This is a genomic window from Bacillus sp. 37MA (assembly GCF_000372765.1).
Lineage (GTDB): Bacteria > Bacillota > Bacilli > Bacillales > Domibacillaceae > Domibacillus > Domibacillus aminovorans.
The window spans coordinates 214,820-230,975 of the sequence record NZ_KB889752.1; the positions used below are offsets into that span (position 1 = coordinate 214,820).

At 39.6% G+C, this 16,156-nt stretch carries 16 protein-coding genes; 13 read left to right on the plus strand and 3 right to left on the minus strand.

The features are described from left to right. Positions 1-4 precede the first annotated feature (4 nt). The 3 genes from A3M5_RS0101205 to hmpA all read left to right on the plus strand — a co-directional run bounded on the left by A3M5_RS0101205 (position 5) and on the right by hmpA (position 2,307). The gene (locus A3M5_RS0101205) at positions 5-499 is read left to right on the plus strand and encodes a ferritin-like domain-containing protein (protein ID WP_018391926.1); all 495 of its coding nucleotides are present in this window, start codon (positions 5-7) and stop codon (positions 497-499) included. Positions 500-633: 134 nt separating this feature from the next. Continuing rightward, positions 634-789 (plus strand): DUF1540 domain-containing protein, encoded by a 156-nt coding sequence (locus A3M5_RS23970; protein WP_018391927.1) that lies wholly within the window; start codon positions 634-636, stop codon positions 787-789. Positions 790-1,083: 294 nt separating this feature from the next. After that, positions 1,084-2,307, plus strand: a complete 1,224-nt coding sequence (hmpA, locus tag A3M5_RS0101215) for an NO-inducible flavohemoprotein (protein WP_018391928.1) — start codon at positions 1,084-1,086, stop codon at positions 2,305-2,307. Positions 2,308-2,446: 139 nt separating this feature from the next. Here hmpA and A3M5_RS0101220 read toward each other — a convergent pair whose 3' ends face one another. Then, the gene (locus A3M5_RS0101220; protein WP_018391929.1) at positions 2,447-2,842 is read right to left on the minus strand and encodes a hypothetical protein; all 396 of its coding nucleotides are present in this window, start codon (positions 2,840-2,842) and stop codon (positions 2,447-2,449) included. Between the two features lie 410 nt (positions 2,843-3,252). Between A3M5_RS0101220 and A3M5_RS0101225 the strand changes: the two genes are divergently transcribed. The 5 genes from A3M5_RS0101225 (at position 3,253) to A3M5_RS0101245 (ending at position 7,302) form a co-directional block, all read left to right on the plus strand. Further along, the gene (locus tag A3M5_RS0101225) at positions 3,253-4,239 is read left to right on the plus strand and encodes an S-layer homology domain-containing protein (RefSeq protein WP_018391930.1); all 987 of its coding nucleotides are present in this window, start codon (positions 3,253-3,255) and stop codon (positions 4,237-4,239) included. Between the two features lie 370 nt (positions 4,240-4,609). After that, positions 4,610-5,395, plus strand: a complete 786-nt coding sequence (locus A3M5_RS0101230) for an extracellular solute-binding protein (protein WP_082193952.1) — start codon at positions 4,610-4,612, stop codon at positions 5,393-5,395. 24 nt (positions 5,396-5,419) lie between these two features. Then, positions 5,420-5,905, plus strand: coding sequence for a COG4315 family predicted lipoprotein (locus tag A3M5_RS0101235; protein ID WP_018391932.1), 486 nt, complete (start codon positions 5,420-5,422; stop codon positions 5,903-5,905). A 110-nt stretch (positions 5,906-6,015) separates the two neighbouring features. Continuing rightward, entirely contained in the window at positions 6,016-6,570 is a 555-nt protein-coding gene (locus A3M5_RS0101240) for an RNA polymerase sigma factor (RefSeq protein WP_018391933.1), read from the plus strand. Beyond that, positions 6,571-7,302 (plus strand): anti-sigma factor, encoded by a 732-nt coding sequence (locus A3M5_RS0101245; protein ID WP_018391934.1) that lies wholly within the window; start codon positions 6,571-6,573, stop codon positions 7,300-7,302. A gap of 368 nt (positions 7,303-7,670) precedes the next feature. On the opposite strand, the gene A3M5_RS0101250 is transcribed toward A3M5_RS0101245, so the two are convergent. After that, positions 7,671-8,756, minus strand: a complete 1,086-nt coding sequence (locus A3M5_RS0101250; RefSeq protein ID WP_018391935.1) for a CotH kinase family protein — start codon at positions 8,754-8,756, stop codon at positions 7,671-7,673. Positions 8,757-8,980: 224 nt separating this feature from the next. On the opposite strand from A3M5_RS0101250, the gene A3M5_RS25050 reads away from it, so the two are divergent. The 3 genes from A3M5_RS25050 to A3M5_RS0101275 all read left to right on the plus strand — a co-directional run bounded on the left by A3M5_RS25050 (position 8,981) and on the right by A3M5_RS0101275 (position 12,866). Continuing rightward, complete coding sequence (locus A3M5_RS25050) at positions 8,981-9,682, plus strand: hypothetical protein (protein WP_155894648.1); 702 nt, start codon at positions 8,981-8,983, stop codon at positions 9,680-9,682. A 367-nt stretch (positions 9,683-10,049) separates the two neighbouring features. Further along, positions 10,050-10,271, plus strand: coding sequence for a hypothetical protein (locus A3M5_RS24185; RefSeq protein WP_196803547.1), 222 nt, complete (start codon positions 10,050-10,052; stop codon positions 10,269-10,271). 231 nt (positions 10,272-10,502) lie between these two features. Further along, entirely contained in the window at positions 10,503-12,866 is a 2,364-nt protein-coding gene (locus A3M5_RS0101275) for a phosphodiester glycosidase family protein (protein WP_018391940.1), read from the plus strand. A gap of 196 nt (positions 12,867-13,062) precedes the next feature. Here A3M5_RS0101275 and A3M5_RS21960 read toward each other — a convergent pair whose 3' ends face one another. Next, a complete protein-coding gene (locus A3M5_RS21960) occupies positions 13,063-13,866 on the minus strand; it encodes an alpha/beta fold hydrolase (RefSeq protein WP_018391941.1) in 804 nt (267 codons plus the stop codon). Positions 13,867-14,086: 220 nt separating this feature from the next. On the opposite strand from A3M5_RS21960, the gene A3M5_RS0101285 reads away from it, so the two are divergent. After that, entirely contained in the window at positions 14,087-14,776 is a 690-nt protein-coding gene (locus A3M5_RS0101285) for a TrkA C-terminal domain-containing protein (RefSeq protein ID WP_231373255.1), read from the plus strand. Positions 14,777-15,190: 414 nt separating this feature from the next. Next, positions 15,191-15,991: a hypothetical protein gene (locus A3M5_RS0101295; RefSeq protein WP_018391944.1), complete on the plus strand. Its 801-nt coding sequence runs from the start codon at positions 15,191-15,193 to the stop codon at positions 15,989-15,991. Positions 15,992-16,156: the final 165 nt, after the last annotated feature.

The window sequence follows — 16,156 nt, forward strand, 5'->3', positions numbered from 1 at the left end:
GCTCATGTATCAATCATACCATTATCCATATGTAGGATACATGCCAGTTCAAGGGACAACGATTCAAGAGTTGGATTATACTCAACAGTGTCTGCAAACAGCCTTACAGCTTATAAAAGAATCCGTGCAGGGTGAACGAGAAGATGAACTTTTTTATCAATATTTAATCTCTATTGCACCAACTCAAGAAGAGAAAGAGATTATTGCTTCTATAAGGGATGATGAGAAAAAACATAATCAAATGTTTAGAATGATTTACCGTTATTTTACAGATCAAGAGGTTCAAAGCGTGAATGGAGAGCAGTTTGAAAAACCGACGAACTATATCGATGGGATAAAAAAGGCATTATTTGGGGAGTTAAAGGCTGTAGAAAAGTATCGAAAAATCAAGCAATGTTTACCTGAAGGTATATATCAACATATGTTATTTGAGATTATTACCGATGAGTTGAAGCATGCAACGAAGTATAATTATTTGTTTACTTTAAATAAAAAATAAGGAATTATTTCCACATACTTTTACAGTCGGTTTATTTGTCGCTGCATATACTCCGTTTGAATACGATGGATAAAAATAAAAGGTATCAACGACCTCCAATTTGTTCATGTTAACAAAGAAGGAGGTGTGATACGATGGCGAAGGATGTTCTTTGTGAAGTCAACAACTGCAAGCACTGGAGTTCAGGAAACAAATGTGAGGCCGATTCCATTTATGTCGTCAACCATAAAGGCAAACAAGCATCTAACAGTGAAGAAACAGATTGCAAAACGTTTGTACCGGAAGTTTAATTTTTTTAGGGTAACCATTCATTTGGTTACCCTTTGTTTCCTATAGTATTGATAATAAGTCTCATTTTCATTCATGTTTATGGAATTATATTTTATTTTTTTCGTAAAGCGGGAATTCAATAAAAAATTTTCATTTTTGCTAATGCAGGATAATCCGTTTCAAGTGTTTTTAATTTTCTAGCACCGATGAACAACTGTAGATAGCCTTTCGAAATAATGGGTGTTTAATTTTACCTTCAGTTGGAGATGTTAAATTGGGAAATTAACTTCAATACTTGAGGTGGGTAAACAAACATGCTTGATATGAAAACCGTTGAAATCGTCCAATCAACAGCACCTGTTTTGAAAGAACATAGTAAGCAAATAGGAAAAAGATTTTATGAACTCCTATTTTCAAAAGCGCCTGATTTGTATAACCTTTTTAACCAAACAAATCAAAAAAGAGGAATCCAGCAGGAAGCATTGGGCTACGCTGTTTACGCTGCAGGAGAACATATTACCAACTTAGAAGCGATCATGCCAGTGATCAAAAGGATTACCGAGAAACATCGTGCCATCGGAATTGTGCCCGAGCAGTACCCCATTGTAGGTGAAACGTTACTTGAAGCAGTGAAAGATGTACTTGGTGATGCAGCGACAGACGAGATTATTGATGCATGGGGGCAGGCTTATGGTTACATCGCCGACGCTTTTATTAGCATTGAAAGCAATCTCTATGATGAAACGGAACATCAGCTTGGTGGATGGGAAGGTTTCCGGGACTTTTTAATTGATAAAAAGGTAGAAGAAAGCGACACAGTCACATCTTTTTATTTGAAGCCGAAAGACGGGCAAACGATTTCTTCCTATAGAGCAGGACAATATTTAACAATTAAAGCAAATATCCCTGGTGAAAAATATACTCATATTCGTCATTATAGTCTTTCTGATTCACCTGGAAAAGAGTATTACCGAATTAGTGTGAAACGGGAAGATGCATACGGGGATGCTCCTGCAGGAATCGTCTCTACCTATTTACATGAACAGATCCAAGTCGGAGATGTTCTTTCATTTTCCGCTCCTGCTGGTGACTTCATGCTCGATCACAATGATGTACCGGTTGTCTTGATTAGCGGAGGAATTGGCGTGACACCATTGCTTAGTATGTTAAACACAATGGTGGAAAAGCAACCCCAACGTCAAGTTACGTTTATCCATGCTACCATAAACAGCCGTACACACGCTTTTAAAGAGCATGTTAAGCAATTAACGAATCATCATGAAAATGTAAAATCGGTTGTGTGCTATGATTCGCCAACCGAGGAGGATCAAGCTTCTCGTCAGTTTGATAAAGCAGGATATGTGGATTTGGACTTACTGCAGTCTATCCTTCCGTCAAAAGAAGCCACTTTTTATTTCTGCGGACCGATTCCTTTCATGGAAGCAATGAATCGAACATTACATCAATGGGGTGTACCGGAAGAAAACATCCATTATGAAGTGTTTAATCCGATCGCTATTTTAGGCGACGAAAGTTAAGGAAACGAAGTCCGAAAAACACGTCGAATGAGATCTTCAAACGATCCTCACTAGAAAACAGAAGCTAATTCTTCCTTACTTTAAGTTTGGAGAAATCAGCTTCTTTTTGTTCGCTTACCGTATCAGGATTTCCAAGTAGTTATTTGTCTTCTTTTTTAGTTATAAAAAAAGTGGTGATGAAAAAGAGAATGAAGCTAATTAATAAAGTAACGCCTCCCCCGATATAGAGACCTAAAGATAATCCTTCAGAGAAATCAAACGGCTTTAAATAGTAAACCCACATGCCTAGCACTAAACCGGTAGTGCCGATAATGGCAGTCCACGTATGCCCGACAGCTAGTTTTTTTGACGTGATAGTGAATATTTCATAATAAACACCCCACGCAAATAATGTTAACCACCCGACTACAAGAATATGCGCATGAATAGGACGAAACGCATAGGATCCAGAGCCAGCCATATGTGCGCCTAAAAAGGCTCCTATAACAGAAAATAATGCTGAAAATCGTATAAGTACTAAGTTTCCTCTCTTCATAAATATCCCCCTAATTTTTATATAGAAAAAATAACTTCTATTTACTTACACGTTTCAGTTTACGAAACGAACATGAACGGAAGATGAACACCGTATTACATTTTTAATAATCCATTTATTCATTATGATATTAGGAAACGACTCTAATTGTAATGAAAATGGTTATTAGCTTAGAACTTCAATTGCAACTGTAAATCCAAACATAAATAGTTCTATAATTGACTGTGTTATTAAGACTGCAAATGTTGATGCGCTTCTTCTTTAAGCTATTCTGTATTAAAATCTGCAGAAAAACGAATTTAAATATGGATAATCATAACTGTTTGTATTAGTCTATCTAACAAGCTATTTACGGTTAAATAGTTTAATGGTACAATCATTGAAATACTTCAAGTTAGGGGTTCAATACCATGAATAAATATAAATTTTTTACAGCAGCAACGGCTGTTACTATTGCCGCTGTTAGTGTTTCAGCACCTGCCAGTGCAGCATCTGTCCATTCATTTACAGATGTAGGTGCAAATTATGATGAAGCCGTCAGTTTTCTATATGAAAATGAAATTATCAAGGGGATATCATCTACAAAATTTGGTACCCAGCAGCAATTAACGCGCGGGGATGCAGCCGTTATTTTAGCCAACGCTATCGGAGTGGATACAGAAAACGCACCGGATGCAGGGTTTAAAGATTTAAACAGCCGGGTTAAAGGTTCAGTTAATGCACTAGCAGAAATAGGCATTATTTCCGGAGTGACGAAAACAGAATTTAAGCCTAACGATACATTGAGCCGTGGTGCCATGGCAAAGTTTCTTGTACTCGGGTTCGATTTGCAGGAGTATGAAACGGAAACACCATTCACAGACGTAGGTGGTGTGTTTACCCCTTATATTGAAGCCCTTTATGGCGCTGAGATTACGAGCGGCAAGACACCGACGTCATACGGAACACATCTTAATATTACACGCGGTGAGTTTTCAAACTTGTTATACAATACAATCTTGTTCATGTTCGACAACTTCTATTATCCAACTATTGAAAGTGCGAAGGTAATATCGGCTACATCTACCCAAATTGTCTTAACAGAAGCAGTCCCGGCTGAATATAAACCGACGGATGTAGCGGATTTCTTCTACTTTTCAGTTAAATTAGAAGATGGATCGGAGACGGATTTTGAGCCGACTTTATCCACACTATCAGCGGACCGCAAGACATTGACGATTCAGCATAAAAATTATGATTTGGACGGAAAAAAAGGCGTTCTGCTCATTGACGATTTGGAGAATATCATTGAAGTGCCATTTAACTACGAACAAACATCGATTACGACAAGCTATAATATAACAAACGAAAAATTTGATTATCCACAATTGCCTGGAACAGTAGGAACGGCCGTATAAAAGTGAGCAGAGAGCCAAATGGCTTTCTGCTTTTTCTTTGCTAACGTCTTGAAGATTGTTTTGTACAGTAAGAAGATTTTAACCTTAAAAAAGTCAATTTCTTATATGTTTGAACGGCACCCTGAATAGTGGACACTTTAAAAAAGTCCAATTCCGGGTTTTTTGTGTTTCCACCGTTTAGGGCTATTTATTCAAGAGAAGAAGCTGCGATGGTCACGAAAAAAGAATGCTTTTTTAGGTGGAAAAGATACCGCAGAATCTGTTTTGTGAAAATTGTTTCAAAAAAAATAAATTGTTTCAAACCGTTTTGCGAATTATCTCGTTACCTATAGTGAGACAGATAAAAACTTGAAAGGAGAGGCAGATGGAAATGAATAAAACGGTTTTTATTACGGGATTCCTTTTAATGACGATGATACTGCTGGGTTTTTCGGAAGCTGTGAATTGGAAACAGGCACAAGCCAGGCAAAATAACAATGAGGTTGTGAATGTTTACGGACCAGGTGGACCTCTGGGACCGATGGAAGAGCTCGCGAAACAGTTTAAAAAGGAAACAGGAATAAACGTAAATGTAATAGGAGGACCGGAAGCAAAGTGGATTGATCAAGCCAAACAGGATGCCGATATTATTTACGGAGGTTCTGAGTATATGCTTCGTGACATTATGCTCAAATATCCTGGTATGATTGATGAAAAAACACGTACAGAGCTGTATCCTAGGGCGGCAGGTATTTTGGTCAGAAAGGGGAATCCAAAGAACATTCAATCATTGGAGGATTTAGCGAAAAGTGGCGTCAAAATCATTGATGTCAATGGCGCGGGCCAGCTTGGACTATGGGAAGACTTAGCTGGAAGAAAAGGGCTTATTTCTGGGATTGACCGCAACATAGCTGTTTCTGTGAAAACAAGTGCCGAGGCGATTGAACTTTGGAAGGCTAATTCAAAATACGATGCTTGGATTACATACGAATCTTGGCATTACCGGCTAAAAAACGAGACGGACCTAGTCCAATTTCCAGAGGAAGATAAGTTATATAGGGGAACTCCTGTAAGTATCACAAGCAGTTCTGACAATAAAAAAGAATCAAAACAGTTTATTGAATACTTAAAAACAGAATCTTCGCATCAGGTTTTTCAAAAATGGGGATGGAAATAATAAAAAATATAGGGAGAGATTAAAGTGAAAAAATGGATGTGGATTGTATCAATTTGTGCAGCTGTGTTTTTAGCCGCCTGTGGAAATGAAGACAAAGGAACTGTAAAAGAAACTCAAACCAAGATGGATTCCACAAAGGAAACGGCTGTTAAAGAGGAAAAAGCCGCAACGGTACAATTGTTGGAGAATGAAGCAATAGGTGAATATTTTGCTGATTCAAAGGGACTGACGCTCTATTATTTTAAAAAAGACGAGCCTGGAAAAAGCAATTGCACGGGTGATTGTTTAGCAAACTGGCCCCCATTTACTGCAAAGAAATTGGCAGTTCCAGATAATTTTGATATAGAAGACTTTGGAACAATTAAAAGAGAAGATACCGGAGTGGAGCAAGTAACGTACAAAGGATTCCCTCTTTACTACTTTGGAAACGACAAAAAAGAGGGCGACGTAAATGGACAGGGCGTAAAAGATGTTTGGTTTATTGTAAACAGTGAAACAGCCTTTAAATAAATACAAAAGCAACAGGAACTTTCACAGCGGTGATAGTTCCTGTCTTAATATGTAAGATTGAGTCAATCAATCAATATGAATAATATTAATGGTGAGGAGTGCAGGTACGATTGAAGAAAAAACGTGATGACGAGTTAATGATATTAGTAAACAAAAAGCATCGTCCTGCCCTAGAAGAACTTTATGAGCGCTACATTAAATTGATTTATAGCTTTGTATTTAAATTTACAAATGGCAATGAAGATAAATCAAAAGAAATTGTTCAGTTAGTTTTTTTAAAGCTTTGGACGACAAAAAGTAATCATGATCCATTAAAAGGAAGTTTTGCCAATTGGCTTCTGACCGTTACCCGCAATGTTTGTGTGGATTACATCCGTAAAGATAGTCTTCATACTCAAAACAATTCTCAACTAGATCCGAGCCGGTCAAGTGAAACCGCTGATCCGAACAATGAAATTGAGAAGAGATTGATTTTCAATGAAGTGGCTGAAGCAAAAAGCAAGTTAAATATATCACAAAAAAGGTTGATTGATTTACTATACTGGAAAGGCTATTCTTTAACAGAAATTGCGAAAATTGAAAACGAGCCGGTAGGAACAATCAAGAGCAGGCTTCATCAGTCTCTCAAGCAAATAAAGAAGCATTTAGAAGTGAGGGATTTGTAGATGAGCAGAGATTGTGAAAACCTGATTTCATTTATAGCAGATGGATTGGATGCAAAAGAAAAAAGAAAATTCACGGAGCATATACAGCATTGCCAGAAATGCTCAAGGGAGTATGAACAAATGACAGAAGTCTGGAATTCATTGCAATTGGACTTTGAAGAGAAAGAAGTTCCTGCATCCTTAAAGGCAGAAGTGATGGATTTTGTTTTCGACAATGATAAAAAAAGTGCGAGGAAGACCATCCAAGGGAAGGTAAAAGAATGGAGCCGCTTTCTTCAAAGACAGTTTACCCCTATAGCAACTGGAATCATGCTGGGCATTATAGGAATGATCATTATGACTGTGCAATGGCAAAACGATCCGAGAGAAGACGGGAAAATAAACTCTGTTCCCATTGAGATTTTATCCACACTCTCATTACAAGGTACCGAGCAAACAAACGGGGATACAAATGGCTACGCGTTTATTTTGCAGCAAGGTAAGACGAAAAGGTTAGTCGTACAAGTCGATAATTTGCCACGATTGGAAGGTTCGGAAGTGTACCAGGTATGGCTATTAAAAAACGGTGAGCGGGAGAATGCCGGGATTTTTAAGCCGGGTAAAAGTGGGGAAGGAATGTTAATCTATCAACTTGCACAAAACTTTAATTTTGATCAAATCGGTATTACCTTGGAGCCCGACCAATACAGCTCCCAGCCAAGAGGTAAAAAGATCATGGGGTCGTCGTTATAAAAAAACAGATTAGTTTATAGATCCATTCTTACGGAGCTCTTTTAGGATTTAGTCGGACAGTGAGGTAACATTAAAAGACATGCAGATTTTTGTCTGTATGTCTTTTTTTACGATCTTTTTTAAATGAAGATGACCGTCGTAATGTACTTTTATCTATTCCGGACACTGTACTTGATGACGCTCAACAGAAAGGGCAAGAACTACGACTTGAACTGTTTCAAGTGTTAAGTATGGCACAAACATTTGCTTGGAACAGTAGGAATAGCCGTATAAAAGTGAGCAGAGAGCCAAATGGCTTTCTGCTTTTTCTTTGCTAACATCAGGTGATAAATGATGGCTTTTCTTAGAATAAATAGGAGAGAATTCTTTTAATCAAAATCCACTAAGTGCTTTTTCAAATAGCTATTGCGATCGCGAATGAATTGAAAGATAAACTCGGGTTCGCCCTCGAATATATCGATCGTTTTCTTTTTATAAGGATCAGAAAGGACATGTGGTCTTAGAGCTTGATGCAGAGAAATTACTTTGGTTTCCAAATGTTCGACTGTAAATATAGTTTCCAAAATTTCCTCCAATATGTTTCGGTAAAGTTTGCGAAATTCTGGTACCTGCAGGAGGAGATGGCAAAGGTTGTTGGCTTTCTTTCCTTCTATAGGTACGTAATCGTAACGCATGACTCCACCGTCGACTTTTCGTCCCCAAGTTGCATCATAATCCCAAGGAATGATTTCGAACAAACCTGTCTCACTATTGCGGTACAGTGCATAGTTATGAGTGAACCCGTCATTGTTCATTGTGCAGACGGCTCCAGCAAACCAGCGTAAATATTTATCAACATTGAGATACTGAGAAATTTCATTAGGGTATTTAGAGAGGTGGGTGGTGTTGATTTTATCTATTAATTCATGGAGGAAATCATCGTCTGATGGGTTTCCAAACGCTCGTTTATAACCTGAAAGAAGCGACTCTTTGCGCTTCTCATCTCTTGTTAGGGAAAAATTAGCATTATTGTTGACAGCATAATAAATAGGACCTAAAGGAAGGCCTCTCTTTTTCAAGAATAAATCATCCACGGATTCTAGTTGCAGATAGACACCTTTAGAAGAGTCATTTCGGATTAAATTAATATGTTGGCTGTGTGGCGATAAAACACCAAGGTCTTGGAAGAAGTCGAAAGAAAGTTTATTTCGGATAAGAGAGGGATCCTTGTACTCTGCATTGAGATGAATTTCACGAGATCCGGAACAATGTTCTGGTTTGACGAACCCGATCCAGTAAGATCTTTTGCGAAATTTTCGCGTATAAGACCCCCGGTAGGCAATATCGATATCATAGGTGACGTTTTCCACTTTTAAATAGGCAGGAACGGGGTCATCATTCCATAAATCGCTCCGCAGTTCTTCTAGATCCTCTTCTTTGATGATCAAAAAGTAAGAGGGAATAAGATAGGACATATCTTCTCTTTCCTTTCTATAGGGTGATAAAATGATACACTCACGCTGTATCTGTACTGGCAGCTACTATCACCATTGTACGCAGCTCATAAACAAAGTGATTTTAATAAGGACATACATTTAAAGACCTCTACAAAAAAACCAAGGAACGTATCCCTTGGTTTTTTTCGTTTAGACGATTTCTTGTTTGGTCCACACTATTATTGATTTAGCCTTTCCGAGTATTGCGTCTTTTACGTACTCTTTTAGTCGACGTACAATCAGTTGTAGTAGTATCAGTTGTAGTAGTATCAGTTGTAGTAGTATCAGTTGTAGTAGTATCAGTTGTAGTAGTATCAGTTGTAGTAGCGTCAGTTGTAGTAGCGTCAGTTGTAGTAGTATCAGTCGTTGTACAACCAGTTGTTGTACAACCAGTTGTAGTAGCGTCAGTTGTAGTAGTATCAGTCGTTGTACAACCAGTTGTTGTACAACCAGTTGTAGTAGCGTCAGTTGTAGTAGTATCAGTCGTTGTACAACCAGTTGTAGTAGTATCAGTTGTAGTAGTATCAGTTGTAGTAGCGTCAGTTGTAGTAGCGTCAGTTGTAGTAGCGTCAGTTGTAGTAGCGTCAGTTGTAGTAGTATCAGTTGTAGTAGCGTCAGTTGTAGTAGTGCCAGTTGTAGTAGTGCCAGTTGTAGTAGTATCAGTTGTAGTAGCGTCAGTTGTAGTAGTGTCAGTTGTAGTAGTGTCAGTTGTAGTAGTATCAGTCGTTGTACAACCAGTTGTAGTAGCGTCAGTTGTAGTAGTATCAGTCGTTGTACAACCAGTTGTAGTAGTTGTTACCTTGCGGCCTTTCCCTTTCCTTTTCGGCAAAAAAATCCCCTCCTTTTCACAATTTAGTACACTGTATTCAAAGATTTATAAAGGTGACACGGCAGACAACACATAGGAGCATATTGTAGTGATTTGCTTGGCGAAACAAGTGTATTAAGAGGAAAATATACAACATCTCCATTTGTCCAATAGGAAAGGGTTGAAGAGGATGAAATGGTGCAATACAAAGGACAAGGAGATGATGAAATTGAAAGAGGGAGGAGGTATCGAACATCAAAATGAGTAGGCGGTTTGTATATGCCTGACGGACTGGAACGATACGAAATTGTAGAAATAGATACCAGCCTGGGACGAGAGCCGGAAGAACTAATAAAAAGAGAAATAAGCGTTAAACCAGAACTTATCCGATACGTTTATCACCACTTTCGAAGGAGTTGAATAAGGTAAAGGGGAAAGTGAAAAATATAAGGGAGGTCCTTATTTTGGATGAGCAAAGTTTACAATCAGAAGAAGAATTCTTGTCATTAAGCGAAGATAATTATTTAGAGGATGCAGCAGAAGTACAGCTGCCGTATTATCATCCCAGACGAAGACTAAGACCACCCTTGTTCCCGTTTTTCCCATTTTTCCCGTTTTTTCCGTATCCTCCATATCCATACCCATACTATCGACCTTATCCGCCTTATCCATATTACCCGTATTAATACAAAAAATAGGATGGTTCAATCTTAACTAAAGATGCCTTAGATGAAACAGTTACTTTTTATACCATGGCTCATGATTAGTGTTGTTGAATAAGCATTCTGCTAAAATCGGTCCCTCGATGCGTTAGCGTGTCGGAGGACTTTCCTTTTTTCTTATCTAAACGATATGATTCTATCATTTTCCCCTCCTTAACTATGCTATACTAGCTTCAAAAAGGAGGGAATGCTTCCATGAAAAGGTTTCAAATCTGGCTGTTAGTCTTAATGCTAGTCTTCCCATCTCTCGCATCAGCAGCCGTGACAGACGAGTTTGCGGTTTCAAATGGTGTGACCTATACGGAGATTGTAGAAGAGGGAACAACGAAGCAATCTATCAGAGTCATGGAGATTGATGCGGCCGACCCGTATACGAAAATAAAAGCGAGCGTGCCGGATCCTTTGAATCAATTAATCCAGACATCGAAGCAGGCGCTTGAAGCAAGTCAGGAAGGGAATGAAGTCATAGGGGCGATTAATGGCTCCTTTTTCAACCGTCAGCCAATGCCGCTTTATTTCGTGGCAATCGACAATCATCTTGTCAATGGCGGCACAATCGAGTCGGGAATAGACCAATTTGTGAATGTCCCGCTTGCGTTCGGTATGAACAAAAACGGCAAAGGGCAGATTGATGAATACACGACTACTTTTACATATACGCACAGTGGCCAAACAGGTACGATAGCAGGTCATAATGGGCAGCGCAGTCTGAATACGATGATGGTATACACACCGAATTTTTCAGATGGAACAACAGTAACGAATCCATATGGGTATGAAGTGATTGTGTCAGGAGCAGGAGCTGATCCGTCTTTGCGTTTTGGCGAAAGCATAACCGGGAAAGTCGTTGGTTTCCGGCCGTATGGAGAAATAAATGGCGCAAAAATCCCAGCGGACGGCTTTGTGTTGTCCGCACATGGCACGAAAACAGAAGCGCTGCTCAACATGAAAATCGGTGATACAGTTTCGGTATCCACGAATATTGATGAAAACTGGCAGAATGCTGAATTTATGATCGGCAGCGGCCCGATGCTTGTCAAAGACGGAAAAATGGCGCTTAGCATGGATCCGAATAGTGCGCGGGCGAGAGAGCGGGCGCCGCGTACCGCCGTTGCCATTGACAAAACAGGAGACAAAGTGGCGTTCATTACGGTCGATGGACGGCAGTCCGGCTACAGCGCCGGCATGAGTTTATCCGAATTTGCTGTGTACATCCAATCACTCGGCTATGATCGGGCACTGAACATGGATGGCGGGGGTTCTACGACGATGCTTGCACGTAAACCAGGTGATTTTGCGGTGACGATCCAAAACAAGCCGTCCGACTTCGGATTCGAACGTCCGGTGTCTACCATTTTAATGGCCATGACCACGGCGCCAAAAGGCGTACCGACGACGATTAACGCGAAAAAATCGTTTGACGGGGAGCTGGACATCGGCGAGTCGGTGGACATTGTCATTGAATCCATCATGGACGAATACGGCAATCCGATCAAAATTGAAAATGTCCAGATCACGTCAGACGTCGGCACCGTATCCGGTACGACATTTACCGCAACGAAAGCGAGGACAGGCTACATTTCGGTGAAAAAAGGCACAGCGGAAGCAAAACTGCCGGTCACCGTCAAAGCAGCACCGGAAAACAAAGCGGTTTTACTCGATTCATTTGAAACAAATACGTGGTCTGTGCCATCTGTCAATAATGTGGCGTATGACGGCAGCCGCGCTTTGAAAGTGGACAGCACAGTCAAGGCTACTCAGCCAATCACACTGGCAAATAGTCCAAGCTTTGTGAGCATGCGCGTATATGGACAGGCGGATTACGCACAGGTGACCGGTACGTTTTTAGATGTAAACGGCGTGGCACACACTGCTTCATTCGGTACGGTCACATGGAATGGGTGGAAATACGTATCTGTACCGATTCAAAGCAATTGGGTGAAACTCGTTTCTATTTCCATCACAAACCCGGGCGTGTATATCGATGCGCTGAAATCGGTGTACGGCACGTCTTATAAAGAAGAGCTGTTCCGCGACGTACCGGTCGGCTTCCGGGCTGAAGCAGACATTGCGTCACTCGTTGATAAAGCGATTATCAGTGGTTTTCCGGACGGCACGTTCAAGCCGCAGACGACATTAACGCGGGTGCAGGCTGCGATTATGATTCAACGGGCGCTAGACTTGCCGGTTGATCGAGTGAAAGATCCAGAATTCACTGACGTGCCAAAAACATACGCATCGTTCGGCAGCATTGCGGCTGTTGCAGAAGCAGGTATTATGCTGGGCCGTACCGGACAAAAATTTGACCCGCAGGCGGAACTGACCCGCGCAGAAATGGCCGCCGTTTTAAAGCGGGCACTGAAACTCTCTGAAACAACAAAAAATTACTTTCCGGATAACCCATCCGGCACATTTTCATATAGCTCGATCAATGCACTCGCTGAAGCCGGCATCACACTCGGCTTCCCGGACGGCACCTTCCGCCCGGCCGAGCCGATCAAACGGGCCGACTTCAGCATTTTCCTGAAACGCGGTCTTGACAAACAATCTCTCTGGTAACACCAGAGAGATTTCTTTATTTTTGAGGAAAAGATCATCTAATCCCTAAACGTTACTTTATTGATCCTTCATCGTATATTGTAGGTGAAGGGAGAGGCTGATTGTGTATTTTGGCTTGAATGTGATTGAAAGTATACTATCTACTTTTTTTCAAAAGGGCATATGGGTTGTCGGCTTTTTTTTGTTAATGTTCAGCTTAAGTTAAGATCAGTTCCTCCGTTGGATCAGAGGTGCCTGCTTGCTGCAAAAATCGGTGGATCGCCTCATTAAACTCCCTAAAATGCCGCGGTGGAACTTCATGAAAAGCACCCTTTATGTAATTCACTTTTACATAGGCAGACGCCTCTTGAAAAGGCTTGCGGTAATGATGCATCGTTTTTTCATTTGAACCATAGACGAGGAGAACGGGTATTTTTAATTGGTGAAGCCGTTCCGTGGATGAATAGGAAAGCCCTGCCTTACAAAATTCATAGACACGCTGAGGATTGGCTTTGCAGGCATACTGGAAAAATTCTTCTTCATCTTCTTTTGTGACTTTGTGCGTTTTTGCCAGCACTTTAGCGATAAGCGGAATTTGATTTAGTTTAGCAAAAGTCATGCCAAGTTTAATGGTGCTTTTTAGGGAGAAACTATTCACTTCGGAGTACCCTCCGGACAAAATTAATGCTTCTGTCCGCTCCGGATACTGTAAAGCAAAATCTTGTGCAACCGTGCCGCCATTTGAGAAAGCGCAAACAACAGCTTTGCTAATCCCGATTTCATCAAGCAGCTTTTTTAAATCTTCCGTTAAAAGGGGAATCGATAAACGTGCATTTCCAGCTGTGCTCTGTCCATGACCTCGAAGATCGTAAAAAATCGTTTGATAGCGATCTGCCAGCTCTTCCTGATGTTTAAAAACTTTATGTCCGATAACCGGCGGATGGATAAAGACAATGGGTTTTCCTTTTCCTTTGACGTGGTAATAAAGCGAGACAGAATCATCTATTTTCACATGCAGCATACGAGCATCTCCATTCATTTCTATATAAGTTTAAAATTTTTTCATCCATTCTTTATTTAGATACCCCTGTTTCATTTTTCGAAGCATTCTTCAAATTAAACTTTTTTAGGGAGACAATTTATTCTATTATCTCCAATACATACTTTGTTTTATTAAAAGCTAAAAGGGTATTCTTTTGTAGATGAATATATTGAAGAAAGAAGGGGAAACGGTAGTGGAAATGCTTTTTATCCTTCTATACCTGCTGATTATTTTACTTGTTATTGAGACTTCGGTCATTATGTTTAAGTTCACGGGTCTTGAGAAGCCGGTTTCCCGTTATCAAGTCATTTCCATGCTGACAGGAACCGGATTTACAACGGATGAGTCCCAATTAATTATTGATCACCCTATTCGAAGAAAAATTAGTGCCTTTTTAATTTTATTTGGTGCTTTTTCCCTTGCGGTGATTATCTCCGCTATTACGAATATGTTATCAAATGATTTACGCTTAACCGAGTTACTTGTGATTAATACTGTTCTGCTTATTATCCTGCTTATTGGCAAAATCCCTTTTCTACAAAATAAATTCCAGAGGAAATTTGATTATGAAATGCATAAAAATCTCGACATATCTGAACTTCCGATCAAAGACGCCTTATACTTGGATGAAAATGATGTCGTGACAGAAGTCGCTATAGAGGAAGACTCTGATCTTGTAGGAACAGAGATATTGGACCTGTTTGAAAAAGAAGAAGATATTAAGCTGCTCTTTATTAAGCGAGGTGAAATAAACATTCGAAACACGATGTATAATGAAAGCATTCAGGCTGGGGATGATCTTTTTCTTTACGGGAATAAGGAAGAGATTGAAAAGAAGTTTTTAAATAAAAACGGAAAAGAGGAACCTCAAGAAATTGAGCGCTCTTAAGCTGTAAAAAAAACGTTCTTCCTAGCTTTCAAAGCTTCACAAAGGTTTTTTCATCTTGACGCGCGCAGCTGTTTGAAGATGGATATAAAGTTGCGTGAGACTTTTTGCTAAGGTTTTCGATTAGCTTCTACTCCTATGCTAAAAGCTCGGTGTTTAAAACTCATGATACGTTTTACGCAATTAAAAATAAATCCAGACATCAATATATATCATCTTTCCGTTCGCAAAAGTCCCTTTTGTAAACAGCAGCTTGTAGACAAAGTCTTCATTTTTAAGGCGATGTCTGCAGGCTTTTTTTTGTATATGGGGAAGCGGGGAGTTGATGCAATGTTTTGGGTGAATAGATTGTATTGAATAAAACATAAATGACGGTTAAAGTTTTTAATATAAACGAAAAAGAAAGGAAGTATAAATATGGCGATTATATATCCTCACATCGAAGAGTCCAATTTGACACATTATATTTCTCCAAAAGGAGAATACCAACTGTTTCAAAATGATAACCATTATGCAGAAAAAGTAAGGGAGTGGGGGCTTTCCTCCACAAAAGAAGTGAAAAAAAAGTTTTGGTACAAAGATAAAACTTATCAACGCCTTGTCACGATTAAAGGATATGAGGAGTTTGGTGTTTCAAACACATTTAATACGCTTGTTATTGAATTTCAAGATGGCCATTTAAGCTGCATTTTCCCAGACTACTTAAAAGATATGCAATCATCCAATTTCGGGAAAGAAGACAAAGTAAATAAGGCAGATGCTGAAGAACTTCCCTCTTCTTCAACACCGCCAACTGAAAAGCCGAAAGCAGAAAGTACAAAGAAAGGAATGTCCGATACAGCGCCACAGCCTTCAGATCCAAAATCAAAGAAAGCTGAACAAACAAAAATCGAATTGCCGGTAGAGAAGGTTCACTTTACAGCAACAGTAAAACAGTTTGCCCTCAGTTGGAATCATTTCAATGAGGAAAATGATGAAGTCGTAGTATTGGATCAAGTTCAAATTGAGCAAGAAAATCCAATTGACGTTGGTCTTGCTTGGTGCAGTCACAGTAAAACATTGAAAAAAATGGAGCTGCAACCGGGAGAAAGAATTGAATTTGACGGAAAAATAGTGAAAAAGAAATTGCCAAAAGGGAAAGAGGTAGAAGAAGAGTTTGTCTTAAATGAACCGGCATCGTTCAAAATAAACAATCCATCAAAACTTGTTAAAAAATAATCTTGCTATCTCGTGTCAAATAAAAAACAGGGTTTACATGGACAGTATTCTAAATGCAACGTAATGGCAATTATGTTGTAATTGTATCGGTTAATTTATTGGGAATATACGACCAAACAGGCACAATCTTTTGTTTCACAAAGATTGTGCCTGTTTTTATGATGA